We start from the raw sequence: 17992 nt of genomic DNA on the forward strand, positions 1-17992 counted from the left end.
CGGGCGGCGGCGTGGTATCGCAGACCGCCGTGATGATGGCCTGATAGCCGGTGCAGCGACACAGAACACCGCCCAAGGCGGCCTCAGCCTCGGCGCGCGAGGGCGCGGGGTTCCGGCGCAGCAGCGCCAGCGCCGTCATCAGCATACCGGGGGTGCATATGCCGCACTGTGCCGCACCATGGCGCAGAAAGCCGGCGCGGAGCGCCGTCAGCAGCGGATCGTCGGCCTCGATGGTGGTGACGGCGCGCCCCTTGGCGCGGGCGGTGGGCGTGAGGCAGGCGCAAACCGGCGCGCCATCCAGCAGCACGGTGCAGGCGCCGCAATCACCGGCATCGCAACCGACCTTGGTGCCGGTCAGCCCCGCCTCCTCCCGCAGCGCATCCGACAGGCGTCGGGTGGTGCCGATGAAGGAGACAGGCTTGCCGTTGACGCAGCTCATGCCACCGCCTCCATCATCGCGCGGCGGGTCAGTTCTGCCGCCGCCTCCAGCCGATAGGCGGCGCTGCCGCGCACGTCGTTGATCGGGTCAAGGTCAGCAGCCAACAGATCGGGCGTGATGCGCGCCAGTGCCTCGGCCAGCGGCAGACCCCGGCAGGCCGTTTCCGCCGCTGCCAGACGACGCGCGGTCGGCGCACAGGCCCCGGCGGATAATGCAAGCTCGGCAATCACCCCGCCCTCCAGCCGCAGCCGTGCCGCCACCATGGCAATGGAGATCACCAGATGCGCCCGCGCGCCCAGCTTCTGAAAGGCCGACCGCCCCGCCAGCGCCCGGCGCGGCAGATGCAGGGTCAGCAGCAGTTCATCCGCCGCCAGCGCCGTTTGTCGTGCGCCGGTCAGAAATTCGACCAGTGGAAGGCGGCGCGGACCACGGGGCGAGACAAGCTCCAGCTCCGCCTCCAGCACAAGCAGCGGCGGCGCACCATCGGCGGCGGGCGAGGCATTGCAAAGATTGCCACCCACCGTGCCTGCATTCTGGATTTGCCAGCCCCCCACCTGCCGCGCCGCCTGTTGAAGGGCCGCACAGGCGGGCGGCAAATTGGCAGCGGCCAGAGCGGACCATGTGACCCCCGCGCCGATACACAGCCCCTCGGGGGTTTCGCGGATCTCGGCCATCCCCGGCAGCGCGGTCAGGTCCAGCACGGCAAAGCCCAAGGCCTGTCGCTGTGTGGCGGGATAAAGATCCGTCCCCCCCGCCAGCACACGGCATCCGCCCGCGGCCAGAAGGCCAAGCGCCTGGTCAAGCGTATCGGGGCGCGCGTAATCGGTCACAAACGGCCTCGCGGGTTGCGGGTCGGGGCGGGAACGGCGGGTAGATTGTTTGTATGCAAACATCCTGCGGCGATCTGCCGCCCGCTGTCAACGATTTTGATGGCAAGGGTTTTGATGGCAAAGCGCTTGCCCCCGCCGCCCCCCGCCGCTATCGGAGAGGGGTGAGCGAGGAAACCGAACCCTATGTGCTGGACGATCAGGTCGGTTACCTGCTGCGGCGGGTGACGCAGCGCCACCTTGCGATCTTCTCGCAGCACATCCCCGAAATCACCGCCATGCAATTCGCCTGTCTGGTGCGGCTGCACCAGCAGGGGCCGCTGAGCCAGAACCATCTGGGCCGCGCGGCCTCGATGGATGCGGCGACGGTGAAAGGCGTGGTGGGCCGGCTGGAAAAGCTGGGCCTTGTGACCCGCGCCGCCGATCCGGGCGACAAACGCCGCCTGACCGTCACACTGACCGAGGCGGGCGCAGCACTTGTCTCTGCGCGCTATGCCGACGGGCTGCGCATCAGCGCCGCCACGATGGAACCGCTGAACCGGGCAGAACGGGCGCACCTTATGGCGCTCCTCAATCGCCTGACCTGAGGTGTTCGGCCAATAGCGCCGCCAGCCCCTCCCGGTAGGTCGGATAGGAAAGCTGCACGCCAAGATCGCGCTTCATCCGGTCATTCCGCACCCGCTTGCTTTCGGCATAGAAACTGCGGGCCAGCGGCGTCATCTCAGCCTCGTCGATCGGCACGACCGGCGGCAGGTCCACCCCCAGCAACTCGGCCGCATGGGTCAGCACGTCCTGCGGCGGCGATGGGTCGTCGTCACAGACATTGTAGATCGCCCCCGGCTCGGGCTGGTTGATCGAAGCGTCCAGCACCTGCGCGATGTCCTCGCCATGGATGCGCGAGAAATATTGCCCCGGCTTCACGATCCGCTGCGCAGTGCCGTCCCTGACCTTGCGGAACGGGCCACGACCGGGGCCGTAGATCCCGGCAAGGCGGAATATATGCAGGGGCAGCCCCTGAGCGGCGGCCAGCGCCTGCCAACCAGCCTCAGCCGCGACGCGCTGATGGCCGCGCGTGGTGCCGGGCGTCAGGGGTGTCGTCTCATCCACCCAGCCGCCCGCGTGATCGCCGTAGACCCCGGTGGTGGACAGATACCCCAGCCAGCGCAGCCCCGGCAGCGGCCGGTCGAACGCCTCCGGCGCCGCCGTCAGAACCGGATCGCCCGCCGCATCCGGCGCGGCGGAAAGCAGGATATGGCTTGCCCCCGCCACGGCTCCGGCCAGATCGACGCCGGGCCAGATCAGCGGCGTTACGCCCTCTGCCGCCATGGCCGCCGCGCGGTCGGCACTGCGGGTGGTGCCGGTGACCAGCCAGCCCTGCGCCAGAAGCCGCCGCGTCAGTGCCCGCGCCGAATAGCCGTAACCGATTGCCAGTAAATGCCGTTCCATCCTGCCCCGCCCTTCCCTTTCCCCCGTTTTCGGCCCTGTCGCCGCCCTTGGCAAGCCGTGGCGGCGCGACCGCATGTCACGCGGCTTTCACCAGCCTGCGTTAGCGCCCCCATAACAGACTTGATTTGCCCCCCGGCAAAGGTGCAAAAAGGGCGATCAAAAAATGGAAAAAGATGTGACGCAGTTTACCGAAACGCAAAACGCGCCGGCCGATCCGGCGCAGGAATATTTCACCGATCCGACCGCCGCCGTTGACCGGCTGCAAGACCTTTACGATGCCGCCGTCGCGCATCTGACCGCCGGTTTCAATGCTGTGATGCAGGGCAACCGCCCCGAGACGCGGCTGCGCGCCTGCTACCCCGAGATCCGGCTGGTCACCACCAGCTTTGCCAAGGCGGATTCGCGGCTGTCGTTCGGCCATGTGGCCCAGCCCGGCACCTATGTCGCCACGATCACCCGGCCTGACCTGTTCCGTAACTACCTGATCCAGCAGCTTGGCCTGCTGATCGAAAACCACGGCGTGCCCATCGCCATCGGCCCGTCGCAAACCCCGATCCCGGTGCATTTCGCGCTGGCCAACCGCCCCGGCGTTCTGGTGCCGCAGGAGGGCGTGCTGGACTTCCCGCTGCGCGACGTGTTCGACGTGCCGGACCTGGCCACCACGAACGACGACATCGTGAACGGCGTGCTGACCGAGTATCCCGACGGCTCGCGCCCGCTGGCGCCGTTCACAGCGCAAAGGGTGGATTACTCGCTCGCGCGGCTTTCGCATTACACCGCGACCGATGCCGGGCATTTCCAGAACCACGTCCTGTTCACCAACTATCAGTTCTATGTGGATGAATTTGAGGCCTATGCCCGCAAGGTTCTGGGTGATCCGGCCTCGGGCTATTCCTCGTTCGTGGCGCCCGGCAATGCCGAGATTACCACGCCTGACGGCGATCTTGTGGTGCTGCCCAAGATGCCGCAGATGCCGACCTATCACCTGAAGCGCCCCGACGGGCAGGGCATCACGCTCGTCAATATCGGCGTCGGCCCCTCGAACGCCAAGACCGCGACCGACCATATCGCCGTGCTGCGCCCACATGCCTGGCTGATGGTGGGTCACTGCGCCGGCCTGCGCAATTCGCAAAGCCTTGGCGATTTCGTGCTGGCCCATGCCTATCTGCGCGAGGATCACGTTCTGGACGACGATTTGCCGATCTGGGTGCCGATCCCGGCGCTGGCGGAAATCCAGATCGCACTGGAGCGCGCGGTGGAACATGTGACGCAGTTGCAGGGTTACGAACTGAAACGGATCATGCGCACCGGCACGGTTGCCACCATCGACAACCGCAACTGGGAACTGCGCGACCAGTCCGGCCCGGTGCAGCGGCTCAGCCAGTCGCGCGCCGTCGCACTGGACATGGAAAGCGCCACCATCGCCGCCAACGGCTTCCGCTTCCGGGTGCCCTATGGCACCCTGCTCTGCGTCTCGGACAAGCCGCTGCATGGCGAGCTGAAGCTGCCCGGCATGGCAACCGATTTCTACCGCAGTCAGGTTGCGCGCCATCTGCTGATCGGCATTCACGCCATGGAACAGTTGCGCGACATGCCGGTTGAACGTATCCACAGCCGGAAGTTGCGCAGCTTCGAGGAAACCGCCTTCCTGTAACGCTGCGATGCAGCAGCGCGGCAGGGCGCGCATCCCGGCATTCTGGGCTTGCACTTTGCCGCGAAAACCTGTGTAGCACTGTCCATCAATGCCCCGAGGGGCTTATTCTCCGCCCAAAGGCGGGGACAAGACCAAAGGAAAGAAAAATGTCGAAACCGATGACCAAGACGCAACTCGTGGCCGCCCTGTCCGAAGCCATGGGCGCCGACAAGAAAACCGCCGGCACCGCGCTGGATGCGATCGCCGCCATCGTGGCGCGTGAAGTGGCTGCCGGTGGCGCCGTCACGCTGCCGGGCCTTGGCAAGGTCGTCTGCCGCGCCCGCCCGGAACGTCAGGTGCGCAACCCGGCCACCGGCGAAACCGTGACCAAGCCGGCCGACAAGCAGGTGAAATTCACCATCGCGAAAGCGCTGAAAGACAGCGTGAACGCCTGATCGGCCCCGCGCCGTTCGCCAAGGCCGCCCGCGAGGCGGCCTTTTTCTTGCGCCCTTCCTTTGCCCGGATTGCCCCGTGAACCTGCGCGCCCTTGTCACCGGCCTGTGCTTCGCCCTGATCTGGTCTTCGGCCTATGCCGTAGCCCGCATCATCGTGGCCGACGCACCGCCGCTGCTGTCGCTGGCGCTGCGGTTCAGCATCTCGGGCGTGGTTGCGGTCGGCATCGGCCTGCTGCTGGGGCAAAGCCTGTGCCTGACGCGCGCACAATGGCGGGCCACGCTGATCTTCGGCCTGTGCCAGAACGCCCTGTATCTGGGTCTTAATTTCATCGCGATGCAATGGATCGAGGCATCGCTGGCCGCGATCATCGCCTCTTCCATGCCGCTGATCGTTGCGGCCCTGGGCTGGGCCTTCCGGGGGGAGCGGCTGTCACCGCTGGGCGTGCTGGGCCTTGGCCTCGGTTTCAGTGGCGTGGCGCTGATCATGGCGGCGCGGCTGACCGGCGGAGCCGACCCGCTGGGCGTGGTCTTCTGCCTTGCCGCCGCGCTGGCGCTGGCCACCGCAACGCTGACCCTGCGCGGCGCGGCGTCGGGCGGCAATCTGTGGATCATCGTCGGGCTTCAGATGTGGGTCGGGGCGGCGGTTCTGTGGGTCGCGGGCGGGCTGCTGGAAAGCTGGCACCTGCCGACGAACCCGCAGTGGATTGCCGCGATGACTTATCAGATTTTCATGCCCGGCATCGCGGCGACGGTGCTGTGGTTCGCGCTGGTGCACCAGATCGGCGCGGTGAAGGCATCGAGCTTTCACTTCCTCAACCCGTTCTTTGGCGTGGCCATCGCGGCCGCGCTGCTGGGCGAACAGATCCGGGCCACCGACATTGCCGGGGTCGTGGTGGTCATGGCCGGTATCCTTGCCGTGCAGCGCGCCCGCGAGACCCGCGCGCGGCCCTAACCCGCCATCAGCGCCGCATCCCGCGCCAGCATCGCTGCCACCGCCGGGCGCGCCTGACACCGCGCCACCCAGTCGCGGATCGCCGGGTCGTCCGGCGTCGCCTCGCGGAACCAGGCATAAGGCGAATGCACCAGCAGATCGACCGCCGAATAGCGATCACCCAGCAGCCACGACCCGCGCGCCAGCGCTGCCGAAATCCGCGCCGCCACCTCATCTGTGCCGCGCCATGTGGCGGTGAAGGCCGGATGCGACAGCCCGCTGCGCGCCACGATCAGCGCGGGTTCCATGACTGCACCATACCAGAACAGCCAGGTCAGAAACGCGCCCCGCTGCGGATCGCCAGGCGGCGGCGCCATGCCCCCCTGCGGGAACAGTGCCGTCAGATAAAGCATGATGGCCGCCGTTTCCGAGATCAGTGTCCCGTCATGGTCCAGCAGCGGCACCTTGCCCTCGGGATGCGGGTTCGCCGCATCCGGTCCGCCGGAATCGTCAAACCGGCGGATCGTGACGGGACGCAGCGCCACCTCATCCCTGATCCCCATCTCCTCGATCAGGGTCAGGATGCGCGAGGACCGCGAATTGGGCGCGTGACAGAGGGTCAGCATGGCAGGCTCCTTTTCTTTCTGCATGCCCCTGTTATGCTGCACCCCTCCTGACGAAAGCTGTCAGCATCATGGCCCGATCCGACCGCCTGTTCCGCCTGCTGGATACCCTGCGCCGCCTGCCGCCGCCCGCGACAGCCGCGCGGCTGGCAGAGGAACTTGAAGTCTCGCCGCGCACGCTTTACCGCGACATCGCCAGCCTGCGTGCGGCAGGAGCGCGGATCGAGGGCGAGGCCGGAGTAGGCTACACGCTGACCGAAGATCCGGCCCTGCCGCCGCAGATGTTCACCCGGATGGAGGTCGAGGCGCTGATGCTCGGGCTGGCCGAGATCCGCCTTTCGGGCGACCCGGTGCTGGCCCGTGCGGCTGAAACCGCCGCCGCCCGCATCATCGCCACCCTGCCCGAAAGGGTGCAGCGGCAGGCGTTGCATGCCGCGCAGGAAATCTACCGCTTCGAGCCGCGCCAGCCCGCTCCGCCACATCTGGGCCTGATCCGCGAGGCGATCTGGGCCGAATGCGCGCTGGACCTGCGCTATGAGGATAATGCGGGCCAAAACAGCCAGCGCCGGATCTGGCCGCTGTCGGTGGTCTGGCTGGACAAATCACTGATGCTGCTGGCCTGGTGCTGTTTGCGCAACGACTTCCGCCGCTTCAAGCTGCACCAGATGTCAGAGGTCACGCAAAGCGACGAAAGCTTCCGGCCCCGCCGCGTGCCGCTGCTGCGCGCGTTTCACACCCGCCTGCGCGGTCAGGGCAAGGCGCAAATTCGTTGATCAACGAATTTGCAAATCTTTTCGCAAAAGATTTGCGCCTCACCCGACGGTGCCGCGCACACCGCCGGTCTGGCCGCGATCCAGCAGCAGGTGATCGAGCAGGACACACGCCATCATCGCCTCGCCCACCGGCACGGCGCGGATACCGACGCAGGGATCATGGCGGCCCTTGGTGATCAGTTCGATCTCCTCGCCCGCCTGATTGACCGTCTTACGTGGCGTCAGGATCGAGGAGGTCGGCTTCACCGCAAAGCGCAACACCACATTCTGCCCTGTGGAAATACCGCCCAGAATGCCGCCCGCGTGGTTCGACAGGAATTCCGGCCCGTTCGGCCCCATGCGCATCTCGTCGGCGTTTTCCACCCCGGTCAGCGCCGCCGCCGCCATGCCCTCGCCGATCTCGACCGCCTTCACCGCGTTGATCGACATCATCGCCGCCGCCAGATCGCTGTCGAGCTTGCCGTAAAGCGGTGCGCCCAGCCCCGCAGGCACGCCGGAGGCCACGACCTCGATCACCGCGCCCACCGAATTGTGGTTCAGCCGCAGGTCATCCAGATAGCCGGCCCAGCCTTCCGCCGCCACAGCATCGGGACACCAGAACGGGTTCCTCTCGATCTCGGTCGCATCGAACCGGCTGCGGTCGATCCCGTGCGGGCCGACCTGCACCATATAGCCGGTGATGGTCAGCCCCGGCACCAGCGCGGCCAGCGCCGCGCGCGCGACGCCCCCTGCCGCCACCCGTGCCGCAGTTTCGCGCGCCGAGGACCGGCCACCGCCGCGATAATCGCGCAGGCCATATTTCAGATGATAGGCCAGATCGGCATGGCCGGGGCGGAAGGCACGGGCGATGTCGCCGTAATCCTTCGACCGCTGGTCCGTATTCTCGATCATCAGCTGGATAGTCGTGCCGGTCGATCTCCCCTCGAAGACACCCGAGAGGATCTTCACCGCATCGGCCTCTTGCCGCTGGGTGGTGAACTTGTTTTGGCCCGGCTTGCGCCGGTCGAGCCAGTGTTGCAGCGCCGCCGCCCCGATCTCCACCCCCGGCGGGCAGCCGTCGACCGTGGCGCCCAGCGCAGGGCCATGGCTTTCGCCCCAGGTGGTGACGCGGAACAGGTGACCGAAGGTGTTCAGGCTCATGGGCGCACTCCTTTGCGCAGTGCCTTTACGCCAAAGCGCGCGGCGTGGGAAGGCGCCGCTATTCGGTTGAGGTCAGGATCGCCTCGACCCGCCGGTTCGCCATCCGCCCGGCTTCGGTCAGGTTGCTGGCGCGGGGTGCCAGATAGCCCACGCCCTGCGCCTCGATCCGCGCACCATCGGCCCCGGCGGCGATCAGCGCCTGCCGCACCGCCGCTGCGCGCTGCTTCGACAGCGCCAGATTGGTGGCGAGATTGCCCGAGGCATCGGTATGGCCGACCAGAGCGATGCGCCGCGACGGGTTGGCCGCCAGCCAGTCGGCCAGCGCCTGCAAGGCCGGATTGCCCGCGGTTTCCAGCCGGGCCGCGCCCGAGGCGAAATCCAGCCCCTCCAGCACCGCATGGCCCTGCCCCTCCAGCGCGGCACCGATATCCGGGGCCTCACCCGGAACAACCGCGGGCGGTGTTTCGGCTTCGCCAAGGTCAACAGGCTGCAACCCGGTTTCCTCTGCGACAGCGCCGGGCTGAACCCGCGTCATCTGCACAAACCCCGAGGCCTGCGACCGGCTGACCATCAAGCTCAGCACCTCATCCCCCTTCGCAGCGGCGAGATAGCGGAAATCGCCCAGATCGACATGCATGTCCGGCTCGGTCATCAGGAGCAGATCATAGCGGAAATCGAAGCCGCCACAGGCATCGGTTTCGCATTCGTAAAGCACCTGCCAGCCCGCCGCCTGCACCTGTTTGCGCAGGGGCGCGAGCAGGTCCAGCGTAGATACAGGACCGGCGATGCGCCAGGCCACCTGTTCAACCGTGCCTTCTGCCACACGGGTTTCGACCCGACCGTCCTGCCACGGGCCGAGCGGCATCCGGTAGCTGGCGCCGGGTTCCGTGATGCGGGCGGTCTCGGTCGCCGGGCCGGGCAGGCGCAGCGACAGCGGTGCCGCAGCCATAGCACCCGGCAGCAGCGCAAGCGCGAGCCCAAGGCAGAACCGCCGCATGGTCAATCCCTCAGCCGGTAGTGATAGCGCCCGGCCTCGACCATACCCAACCGCGCGTAAAGCGCGCGCGCCGGGACATTGGCTTCGGTCACCACCACGGCGAAGGTGGTAGCCCCCTGCATCACCGCCCAGCCCGCCGCAGCCCGCATCATCACCGCCGCCGCACCGCGCCGACGCATCGTCACCGGCACTTCCAGCGCATGCAGCATCGCAACCGGGCCAGACACCGCGACAAAGGCGGCACCGGCAGGCGTGTCATCGGTCCGACCAAGGATCGCCACTTTCGGCCCCGATACCCGATCCATCACCGCCAGGCGGGCCGGGCCAATGCCCCCGGCCGCCCAGATATCGGCGGCAATCGCAAGCGGCGGCCAATGCAGGAAAGCCGCCATGCCGCTGACCGGCTGCGCCAGATCCTCGGCAGGGGCGGCATAGGCCACCACAGGGTCATTGATCCGGTAGCCCCGTGCGTCCAGTGCCGCATCCAGCGCGGCATCGCCTGCGCGGATCAGGAAGAGGTGCTTCTGCCCCAGCGCGGTCATCGCGGTTTCGGCCTGAAGCAGATCGGCTTCGGTCCAGGCCCCCTCCGCCGTGGTTGCCGACACCCTCTGGCCACCGCCCTGCCCGTCGCGCAGCCGCCACGGACCTTCAACGAAGCTGCGGGCGGGCGGCCATGTCGTCTCCATCACCCCGGCGAGCCCTTCCGGCGTCAGAAGCCCCCCCATCACGAGAACAACGCGCAAAGCTTGGTCATCGCCGCATCCAGCTGCGCCGGGTCGGTGCCCCGGATGACCAGATTGGTGCCATGCGCACCGTTCTGGATGAACGGATAAGACCCCATCGAGAGGTCGGGGAATTCAGCCGCCAGCGCGGCGAAAGGCCCCGCGATCTCGCCCTCGCCACGATTGACGCGCAGCGACTGGCTCAGCAGCGGCTCCCCCCCGGTCAGTTTGGGCAGCACACTTGCCACCATGGCCTGAAAGATGTTGGGAACGCCCGCCATCACATGCACATTGCCCAGCGTGAAGCCGGGCGCTGTGCTGACCGGATTGTCGATCAGGGCTGCCGTATCCGGTATGCGCGCCATGCGCTGCCGGGCCGTGTTGAACTCCAGCCCCGCGCGGTCGTAATGCGCCTGCAACAGCGCCATCGCATCGGCGCGATGGCTGATACCCAGACCGAAGGCCGCCGCCACCGCATCGGCGGTGATATCGTCATGCGTCGGCCCGATGCCGCCGCTGGTAAACAGATGATCCCAGCGCCCGCGCAGATCATTCACCGCCTCGACGATGGCCGCATGGTCATCGGCCACCACGCGCGCCTCCATCAGCCGGATTCCGCGCTGTGTCAGTTCCCCCGCAAGATAATGCGTATTGCTGTCGCGCGTGCGCCCCGACAAAATCTCGTCGCCGATCACCAGCATCGCGGCTGTGGGGTTGGTCATGACGGTCTCCTTGACGATCCGCGCCGCGCCTGCCTGAACACGCCCGGCTCTGGCCTTTTGCTGCCCGAGGCTTTATCTAGACGCAAGCCTTAAGGAAAGGATACCCCGTGAAAGAGACTCGCGGCCGCGTGACCAAGGATGGCATCCGCATCTATGACCTGGCCGATTTCGCCGGGATGCGCGCCGCCGGGCAGGTGGCGGCCGAGATCCTCGACGCGGTAATCCCGCTGGTGAAACCCGGCGCGACAACGGGCGAGCTGGATGAGTTCATCACCGCCGAGGTTGAACGGCACGGCGTGATTTCGGCCACCATTGGCTACAAGGGCTATCGCCATGCCTCGTGCATCAGCGTCAACCATGTGGTCTGCCACGGCATCCCCGGCAACAAGGTGCTGGCGGATGGCGACATCCTGAATATCGACGTCACTGTCATCGTGGATGGCTGGTATGGCGATACCAGTCGCATGTTCGTGGCAGGCAATCTGGGCCGTAAGGCGGAGCGGCTGATCGAGGTCACGCACGAAGGTTTGATGCGCGGCATCGCGGCGGTAAAACCCGGCAATACCTTCGGCGACATCGGCAACGCGATCCAGACCTATGTCGAGGCAAGCCGCATGTCGGTGGTGCGCGATTTCTGCGGCCACGGCCTTGGCCGGGTGTTTCACGCCCCGCCGAACGTGCTGCACTACGGCCGCGCGGGCAGCGGTGCGGTGCTGGAAGAAGGCATGTTCTTCACAATTGAACCGATGGTGAACCTCGGCCGCCCCGAAACCAAGGTGCTGGCCGACGACTGGACCGCGGTCACCCGCGACAAGTCACTTTCGGCGCAATACGAGCATTCGGTGGGTGTGACGGCAGAGGGCTGCGAGATCTTCACCCTGTCCCCCGCCGGCAAATTCTTCCGCACCTGGGCGTGAAGCGACCCGGGGGTTACACCCGGTCGAGCCAGTCGCCATAGCCTTCCGCTTCCATCCGGTCCTTCGGGATGAAGCGCAGGCTGGCGGAATTGATGCAGTAGCGCAGCCCGCCCATTTCGCGCGGACCATCTGGAAAGACATGGCCCAGATGGCTGTCGCCATGGGTTGACCGCACCTCGGTGCGGATCATGCCATGGGTGGTGTCACGCAGCTCCACCATATGCGCCTCGTCGATGGGACGGGCAAAGGCAGGCCAGCCACAACCGCTGTTGTATTTGTCAGCCGAAGAAAACAGCGGTTCGCCCGATACGATATCGACATAGATGCCAGGCTCGAAATGATGGTCATAGGCGCCGGTGAACGGACGCTCGGTGCCATTTTCCTGCGTGACGCGATATTGTTCGGGGGTCAGCCGGGCGACGGCCTCGGCGGTCTTGGCAAAGCGGGACATGCGGCCTCCTGATCCTGTCGGGGATGAATCTGGTCCCCCCGGTCGGAAAGTCCAGAGCCCGCAAATTTCTTTGAAGAAATTTGCAAAAGTTTTCAGAAAAACTTTTGCCCGCGCCCGGCAGACGCGGCAGCGCGCCTCAGCCCGTGGTTTCCAGGCAGTGCCGCCGGAAAGCGCGTTTCAGCATGTCGAGTTCGGCGCGCAGCAGGTCAACTTCGGCCCGCAGGTCATCCTCCATCGCCACCCCGGTGATGATGGTGAAATGGCCCAGCTTGTCGCCCGTGATGGCATCGCGGAACAGGAAAGTCTGCACGCCCTCGGTCAGCACCGAAGCGGGGATGGGCAGGCGCACCGCATAATGGCCGGGTTGACCGGGCACTTCGGTCACGCTCAGCCCCGGCAGTTTCTGCTCCAGATGCAGCACTTCCAGCGCGGGCGCGCCGCCCTCGGCCGTCAGCAGCCCCTCCCAGACCCCGGCCCGGACTTTCGTCTTTGTCAGCTTGGCCTCTGCCATGGCAGGCGTCCTTTCAAATATCCGCGCGGGGCCGCCGTGACAGCGTCACGTCGCGCAGGATGATCTGGTTCATCTCCGGGCCTTCGAAGATCAGGTCGATCCACATTTTCTCGACGCGTTTCTCGCTCATCTTCGTATAGGCGAGGTCGAATTCGACCATGACCTCTTCTTCGGCAAGCGGAAGTTCGCGCACGATCTGTTCGACGTTCGGGCCATGCCGCACGTTGAGACGGGCAAAGATTTCCAGCGGCTTCTCCATCTCAACGATCACGTCAAGCCGGATCAGATGGCGCAGGCGCAAGCCCTGCACCGACTCGGGCGGCAGGTCGAGCACCAGCGACAGGAACGAGCCGTCAAAGCGGAACACATCCATCCGCAGCCCGAAGGGGGCAAGATCGGCCTCGCGGGTATTGCGCACCTGCCGCACGGTCAGTTCCGAGCGGCGGCAATCGTGGAACAGCGTCGCCCCCTCGCAAACCGGCTGTTTGGAAGGGACAGAGGAAAAGCCCGGCACCGGAATTTCGCCCTTCCACAGGTCAGGACGCCAGACCCAGTCGGACCCCATGGGTTTGCGCAAGGCGTTGGAGCCGATCACCGGCAGGGCGAGCCGGTGTTCCGCGACATGGATCACCCGGTCCAGCTGGCGGCGCGCGGCGCGGGCACGGCCCCGCAGGTCGCGCAGTTCTTCCAGCCCCATCTGCGTGGCGCGATCCGCCCATCCCGCCCAACGCCGTTCGAACCGGCGCTGGATCAGTCGGTCGAGAAGATTGTCGAGTTTGTTGCCCATGTCACCGTTGATGATGCACCGGACGGTCCGCACCGCCGGTTAACCCGTTTCATGCCAAGAAACGATTCGTTTATCACCCTAAATAATTAAGAACGCCACCCCAAGCCGCCGGAATTTCGCGCCTTTTCGTCCCTCAGCCTGCCGGCTTGCCCGCAGGATTGGCACGCTGCACCGCCCTGACGAAAGCTTCCAGCAGGGCGCGGCCTTCGGCGCGGTCCAATCCGCCCTGTCCGGCGACCCCGGTGACCGACAGGCTGACCAGCCGTCCCCGCAGCGTCAGGATGGCGCGCCAGCTTTCCGGTTGCATCGTGGCCCCCCTGGCACCGCGATCCTCGAACCGCAGAAGGAAGGCACCGGGAATGCCCAGCGCCTGATGCACGGTCACGTCCCCGGTCCGTCCGCGACGGCTCAGCGCCGCCCGACCGCGATCAGACCGGAAAAACGCTGCGAGTTCCCGCCCGCCCGAGGCAACATCCAGCCCCGCAGCAGATCCAGCCGCCCCGACGCTGGCGGTCAGAACCGCCGGGTCCTGCGTCGCGTCCCCCGCACAGCGGCCCAGCAGCAGCACCGCGCTGTCGGCACGCTCCACCACCGAGGCCGGTTCGATGCAGTAGCCGGTCGGTGCCGCCACCGCGACTTTCGTGGCGGTCACGACGCGCTGCCGGTAGTCCCCCGCAGGCCCGGTTGCGGGCATGACGCAGCCTGCAAGCAGCAGCGCGGCGGCAGCGAACAGGGTGGGAAGGCGAAAGGGGCGCGAAACAGCGGTCAAGGCACAGCTCTCCGGAAAACCGGAACGTCATACTGCGCGCGCCACAGCCGGGCAAGCGGGAGCGCCACGACCACCCGCCCCGTCGGCAAGACAGCGCGCGCGATTGCAATTCCGCCCCTCGCGGCTTATTTCGGAACGCGACCGAGAAAGAGGGGCCTGCCCGTATGAACTGGATCAGCAACTACGTCCGCCCGAAGATCAACTCGCTGTTCTCGCGCCGCGAGGTACCCGAGAACCTGTGGACGAAATGCCCCGAATGCGGGACGATGCTGTTTCACCGCGAATTGGCGGAGAACCTGAACGTCTGCACCCATTGCGATCATCATATGGCGATCACGCCGCGCGCGCGCTTCAGCGCGATGTTCGACGGCGGCATCTTCGTCGAGGTGAAAGTACCTGAGCCGGTCGCAGATCCGCTGCATTTCCGCGACCAGAAGAAATATCCCGAACGCATGAAGGCCGCGCAGAAAGCCACCGGCGAAAAGGATGCCATGCTGGTGGCTGAGGGCGAGATGCTGCGCACCCCGGTTGTTGCCGTGGCGCAGGATTTTTCCTTCATGGGCGGTTCGATGGGCATGTACGTCGGCAATGCCATCGTGGCAGCGGCTGAACGGGCCGTGGCGCTGAAGCGGCCGCTGATCCTGTTTTCCGCCGCCGGTGGCGCCCGGATGCAGGAAGGTATCCTGTCGCTGATGCAGATGCCGCGTTCGACCGTGGCGGTGCAGATGCTGAAGGAAGCGGGCCTGCCCTATATCGTGGTGCTGACCCATCCGACGACCGGAGGCGTGACGGCCTCTTACGCGATGCTGGGCGATGTGCAGATTGCCGAGCCGAATGCGCTGATTTGCTTCGCCGGGCCGCGCGTCATTGAACAGACCATCCGCGAAAAGCTGCCCGAGGGTTTCCAGCGCGCGGAATATCTGCTGGATCACGGCATGCTGGACCGGGTGACCCACCGCAAGAAACTGCGGGAGGAACTGGTCACCATCCTGCGCATGCTGACCGGGCAAACGCCCGCCGTGCATGGCGACCTGCCCCCGGCGCAGCCGGTGGAACAGCCCGCCCCTGCGCAGGGCTGAGCTTTCGCGGGCCAGAACCGGCCCGCCCTCCCCCTTCAACATTCCGCCTTCGAGGCCGCGATGACCGATACCAGCCGCTCCGACGCGATTCTGGCGCGTATGATGGAGTTCCACCCCAAGATCATCGACCTCACGCTTGACCGGGTGCACCGGCTTCTGGCGGCCTTGGGGCATCCCGAACGGGCACTGCCGCCGGTGATCCATCTGGCCGGGACCAATGGCAAGGGTTCGACCCAGGCGATGATCCGCGCCGGGCTGGAGGCCGACGGCAAGCTTGTCCACGCCTATACCTCGCCGCATCTGGCGTGGTTCCATGAACGTATCCGGTTGGCGGGCGAACTGATTTCCGAAGAGGCGCTGGCCTCGCTGCTGGATGAATGCGTCGCGGCGAATGGCGGCGAGGAGATCACGTTTTTCGAAATCACCACCTGCGCCGCGCTGCTGGCGTTTTCCCGCACCCCAGCGAATTACACGCTGCTGGAAGTGGGGCTTGGCGGGCGGCTGGATGCGACGAATGTGGTGGATCGCCCGGCGCTGACGGTGCTGACGCCCATTTCCATCGACCATCAGCAATATCTGGGCGAAACCCTGCCCGAGATTGCTGGGGAAAAGGCCGGCATCCTCAAACGCGGCGTGCCCTGCGTGGTCGGCCCGCAGGAAGATGCGGCGCTGGACGTGATCGAGACGCGCGCCGCCCGGCTGGGGGCGCCGCTTCTGGTACATGGCCAGCACTGGCATGTGACCACCGAACGTGGGCGGCTGGTGTTTCAGGATGAAACCGGGTTGCTGGACCTGCCGCTGCCCAACCTGCCCGGCCCGCATCAGATCCAGAATGCCGGGGCGGCGCTGGCCGCGCTGCGCCATCTGGGCGCGTCGGAGACCGCCTGCGAGGCGGCAGTGACCCGCGCCTTCTGGCCCGCCCGGATGCAGCGTCTGCGTCAGGGTCCGCTGGTCGATCTGGCGCAGGGGGTGGAGCTGTGGCTTGACGGCGGCCACAACCCGGCGGGGGGCGAGGCCATTGCCGCGACGCTGGCCGCCATGTCTGCGCGTCCGACCTTCGCCATCTGCGGGATGCTGAACACCAAGGATATCGGCGGCTATCTGCGTCCGCTGGCGCCGCATCTGGCCGAGTTGCATGCCGTATCGATTCCGGGCGAGAAGAATACGCTGCCTGCCGAAGTGACGGCCGAAGCCGCGCGCAAGGCGGGCATCGTGGCCGCAGAGGCCGAAAGCGTGGGCGCGGCGCTGGCCGGAATCGCTGACCGCAACCCACAGGCGCGGGTGCTGATCTGTGGTTCGCTTTACCTTGCGGGTACGGTGCTCAAGGACAACGGCTGATGGAGCCGCAGGCGCTTGCCGAAGCCTGCGCCGCAACCATGTGGGCGGGGGACGAAGCCAACCGGACCCTTGCCACACGGCTGGCCGAGGTGGCGCCAGGCCGGGCTGTGATGTGCCTCGATCTGGGGCCGCAGCATCTGAACAGCCATGGCATCTGCCATGGCGGGTTCATCTTCGCGCTGGCCGACAGCGCCTTTGCCTATGCCGCCAACAGCCATAACGTGCCGATGGTGGCACAGGTGAACCAGATCACCTTCGTCAGCCCGGCGCGTGGCGGCGAGACGCTGACCGCCACGGCGACCGAGCTGTCACGCAGCGGTCGCAGCGCGATTTATGACATCATGGTCACCGGCGGCGACGGGAGGCTGGTGGCGACCCTGCGCGCCAATGGCCGCAGCCTGCCCGGCCAGCATATCCCCGACGCGCAGACGCAAGGCTGAACCCGCCTTGCATCCGCCCGCGCGGCGTGAAAGCTTGGGCCAACGCTCGGACCCCGGAACATGCTGCCGATACTTGTGAAAACCCTGCCCTTCTTCGCCCTGATCGCGGTGGGGTATCTGGCTGGCCGGAAACGGTTCTTCCCGCCCGAAGGCGTGGCCTGGCTCACCAAATTCGTGTTCTACTTCGCGCTGTCGGCCATGTTGTTCCGCTTTGCCGCGAACCTGAGCCTTGCGGAAATCTTCGACCTGCCCTTCGTGCTGGCCTATCTTTCGGCCTCGCTGCTGCTTTATGCGGCGGTCATGGCCATCGCCATGGCACGCGGTCGCGGGGTCGAGGAAGCGGCGATGGAGGCGCAATGCGCGCAATCGGGCAATACCGGCTTTCTGGGCGTGCCCATGCTGGTCGTGCTGCTGGGCGCGCAGGCGGTCGGGCCGGTGCTGATGGTGCTGACGGTGGACATGGTGGTGTTTTCGTCCCTCATCACGCTGATCATCACCGCCGCGCGCGGCGGGCGACCGGGGTTGCAGACGCTGCGCATGCTGGCAATGGGCTGGCTGAAGAACCCGATGGTGGTGTCGATCGTGCTGGGGCTGATCTGGTCCGGCGCGGCGCTGCCGGTGCCAGGCCCGGTGAACGAGTTTCTGGGCATCCTCGGCGCCGCCGCCACCCCCGGCGCGCTGTTCGCCATCGGCGCCTCGCTGGCCGGGCGCGGGGCGGAACGGCTGGGCGTGGCGATCTGGCTGTCATTCGCGAAGCTGGTGCTGCATCCGGCGCTGGTGGCGCTGGCGGCTTTTGTGATCTTCCCGGTCGATCCGTCGGCGGCGGGCGTCATGGTGGCGGCGGCGAGCCTTCCGGTCGCGGGCAATGTCTATATCCTTGCGCAACATTACGGCGTGGCCCCGCAACGGGTGTCCACTGCCATTCTTGTATCCACGGCGGCCAGCATCCTGACCGTCACAATGATCATCGCCTGGATCACGGGCTAAGGAGG

General features: G+C 66.6%; 22 protein-coding genes. 10 read left to right on the plus strand and 12 right to left on the minus strand.

All coding sequences use genetic code 11. The annotated features are described in order from the left end of the window. Positions 1-439 (minus strand): (2Fe-2S)-binding protein (locus tag AO684_RS22215; RefSeq protein ID WP_235451253.1); only part of this gene is annotated, 439 nt, incomplete at its 3' end. Then, positions 436-1269, minus strand: a complete 834-nt coding sequence (locus tag AO684_RS09275; protein ID WP_054302467.1) for a xanthine dehydrogenase family protein subunit M — start codon at positions 1267-1269, stop codon at positions 436-438. The genes AO684_RS09275 and AO684_RS22215, both read right to left, overlap by 4 nt. A gap of 161 nt (positions 1270-1430) precedes the next feature. Here AO684_RS09275 and AO684_RS09280 point away from each other — a divergent pair, with 161 nt between their 5' ends. After that, positions 1431-1853, plus strand: coding sequence for a MarR family winged helix-turn-helix transcriptional regulator (locus AO684_RS09280; RefSeq protein ID WP_054302614.1), 423 nt, complete (start codon positions 1431-1433; stop codon positions 1851-1853). Here AO684_RS09280 and AO684_RS09285 read toward each other — a convergent pair. After that, positions 1837-2712 carry an SDR family oxidoreductase gene (locus AO684_RS09285; protein WP_054302468.1) on the minus strand — a complete coding sequence of 292 codons (876 nt, stop codon included), beginning with the start codon at positions 2710-2712 and terminating at the stop codon, positions 1837-1839. The genes AO684_RS09280 and AO684_RS09285 overlap by 17 nt on opposite strands. Before the next feature lie 175 nt (positions 2713-2887). Between AO684_RS09285 and AO684_RS09290 the strand changes: the two genes are divergently transcribed. From AO684_RS09290 to AO684_RS09300, 3 genes are all read left to right on the plus strand, one after another. Beyond that, positions 2888-4366 (plus strand): AMP nucleosidase, encoded by a 1479-nt coding sequence (locus tag AO684_RS09290; RefSeq protein WP_233557055.1) that lies wholly within the window; start codon positions 2888-2890, stop codon positions 4364-4366. Positions 4367-4512: 146 nt separating this feature from the next. Then, positions 4513-4800: an HU family DNA-binding protein gene (locus tag AO684_RS09295; protein WP_054302470.1), complete on the plus strand. Its 288-nt coding sequence runs from the start codon at positions 4513-4515 to the stop codon at positions 4798-4800. Between the two features lie 76 nt (positions 4801-4876). Further along, positions 4877-5752, plus strand: coding sequence for a DMT family transporter (locus tag AO684_RS09300; RefSeq protein ID WP_054302471.1), 876 nt, complete (start codon positions 4877-4879; stop codon positions 5750-5752). Here the strand turns inward: AO684_RS09300 and AO684_RS09305 are convergent. Further along, on the minus strand, positions 5749-6357 hold the full coding sequence (locus AO684_RS09305; protein WP_054302615.1) for a glutathione S-transferase family protein: 609 nt from the start codon (positions 6355-6357) through the stop codon (positions 5749-5751). The two genes, AO684_RS09300 and AO684_RS09305, sit on opposite strands and share 4 nt — an antisense overlap. Positions 6358-6425: 68 nt before the next feature. Here AO684_RS09305 and AO684_RS09310 point away from each other — a divergent pair, with 68 nt between their 5' ends. After that, positions 6426-7127: a YafY family protein gene (locus AO684_RS09310; protein WP_054302472.1), complete on the plus strand. Its 702-nt coding sequence runs from the start codon at positions 6426-6428 to the stop codon at positions 7125-7127. A gap of 39 nt (positions 7128-7166) precedes the next feature. Here the strand turns inward: AO684_RS09310 and aroC are convergent, their stop codons facing one another. The 4 genes from aroC to AO684_RS09330 are packed head-to-tail and all read right to left on the minus strand — an operon-like array spanning position 7167 to position 10708. Then, positions 7167-8267, minus strand: coding sequence for a chorismate synthase (aroC, locus tag AO684_RS09315; protein WP_054302473.1), 1101 nt, complete (start codon positions 8265-8267; stop codon positions 7167-7169). Positions 8268-8325: 58 nt separating this feature from the next. After that, complete coding sequence (locus tag AO684_RS09320) at positions 8326-9264, minus strand: OmpA family protein (protein ID WP_054302474.1); 939 nt, start codon at positions 9262-9264, stop codon at positions 8326-8328. A gap of 2 nt (positions 9265-9266) precedes the next feature. Beyond that, positions 9267-9977 carry a GNAT family N-acetyltransferase gene (locus tag AO684_RS09325; RefSeq protein WP_054302616.1) on the minus strand — a complete coding sequence of 237 codons (711 nt, stop codon included), beginning with the start codon at positions 9975-9977 and terminating at the stop codon, positions 9267-9269. 11 nt (positions 9978-9988) lie between these two features. Further along, positions 9989-10708 carry a molybdopterin-binding protein gene (locus tag AO684_RS09330; protein ID WP_054302475.1) on the minus strand — a complete coding sequence of 240 codons (720 nt, stop codon included), beginning with the start codon at positions 10706-10708 and terminating at the stop codon, positions 9989-9991. 107 nt (positions 10709-10815) lie between these two features. Between AO684_RS09330 and map the strand changes: the two genes are divergently transcribed. Further along, positions 10816-11625, plus strand: a complete 810-nt coding sequence (gene map, locus AO684_RS09335; protein ID WP_054302476.1) for a type I methionyl aminopeptidase — start codon at positions 10816-10818, stop codon at positions 11623-11625. A 13-nt stretch (positions 11626-11638) separates the two neighbouring features. Here the strand turns inward: map and msrB are convergent, their stop codons facing one another. The 4 genes from msrB to AO684_RS09355 form a co-directional block, all read right to left on the minus strand. Beyond that, on the minus strand, positions 11639-12076 hold the full coding sequence (gene msrB / locus AO684_RS09340) for a peptide-methionine (R)-S-oxide reductase MsrB (protein WP_054302477.1): 438 nt from the start codon (positions 12074-12076) through the stop codon (positions 11639-11641). A 136-nt stretch (positions 12077-12212) separates the two neighbouring features. After that, positions 12213-12587, minus strand: a complete 375-nt coding sequence (locus AO684_RS09345) for a hypothetical protein (RefSeq protein WP_054302478.1) — start codon at positions 12585-12587, stop codon at positions 12213-12215. A gap of 13 nt (positions 12588-12600) precedes the next feature. Then, positions 12601-13374 (minus strand): DUF6478 family protein, encoded by a 774-nt coding sequence (locus tag AO684_RS09350; RefSeq protein ID WP_054302479.1) that lies wholly within the window; start codon positions 13372-13374, stop codon positions 12601-12603. Between the two features lie 133 nt (positions 13375-13507). Continuing rightward, complete coding sequence (locus AO684_RS09355) at positions 13508-14143, minus strand: hypothetical protein (RefSeq protein ID WP_054302480.1); 636 nt, start codon at positions 14141-14143, stop codon at positions 13508-13510. Positions 14144-14307: 164 nt separating this feature from the next. Here AO684_RS09355 and accD point away from each other — a divergent pair, with 164 nt between their 5' ends. The 4 genes from accD to AO684_RS09375 are packed head-to-tail and all read left to right on the plus strand — an operon-like array spanning position 14308 to position 17987. Further along, positions 14308-15222, plus strand: a complete 915-nt coding sequence (gene accD / locus AO684_RS09360; RefSeq protein WP_054302481.1) for an acetyl-CoA carboxylase, carboxyltransferase subunit beta — start codon at positions 14308-14310, stop codon at positions 15220-15222. A gap of 60 nt (positions 15223-15282) precedes the next feature. After that, complete coding sequence (locus AO684_RS09365; RefSeq protein WP_054302482.1) at positions 15283-16560, plus strand: folylpolyglutamate synthase/dihydrofolate synthase family protein; 1278 nt, start codon at positions 15283-15285, stop codon at positions 16558-16560. Continuing rightward, complete coding sequence (locus tag AO684_RS09370; RefSeq protein ID WP_054302483.1) at positions 16560-17000, plus strand: hotdog fold thioesterase; 441 nt, start codon at positions 16560-16562, stop codon at positions 16998-17000. The genes AO684_RS09365 and AO684_RS09370 overlap by 1 nt, the downstream gene beginning before the upstream one ends. 60 nt (positions 17001-17060) lie before the next feature. Then, on the plus strand, positions 17061-17987 hold the full coding sequence (locus AO684_RS09375) for an AEC family transporter (RefSeq protein ID WP_054302484.1): 927 nt from the start codon (positions 17061-17063) through the stop codon (positions 17985-17987). Positions 17988-17992 lie beyond the last annotated feature (5 nt).

Source organism: Gemmobacter sp. LW-1, from assembly GCF_001303875.1.
Taxonomy (GTDB): Bacteria; Pseudomonadota; Alphaproteobacteria; order Rhodobacterales; family Rhodobacteraceae; genus Gemmobacter; species Gemmobacter caeni.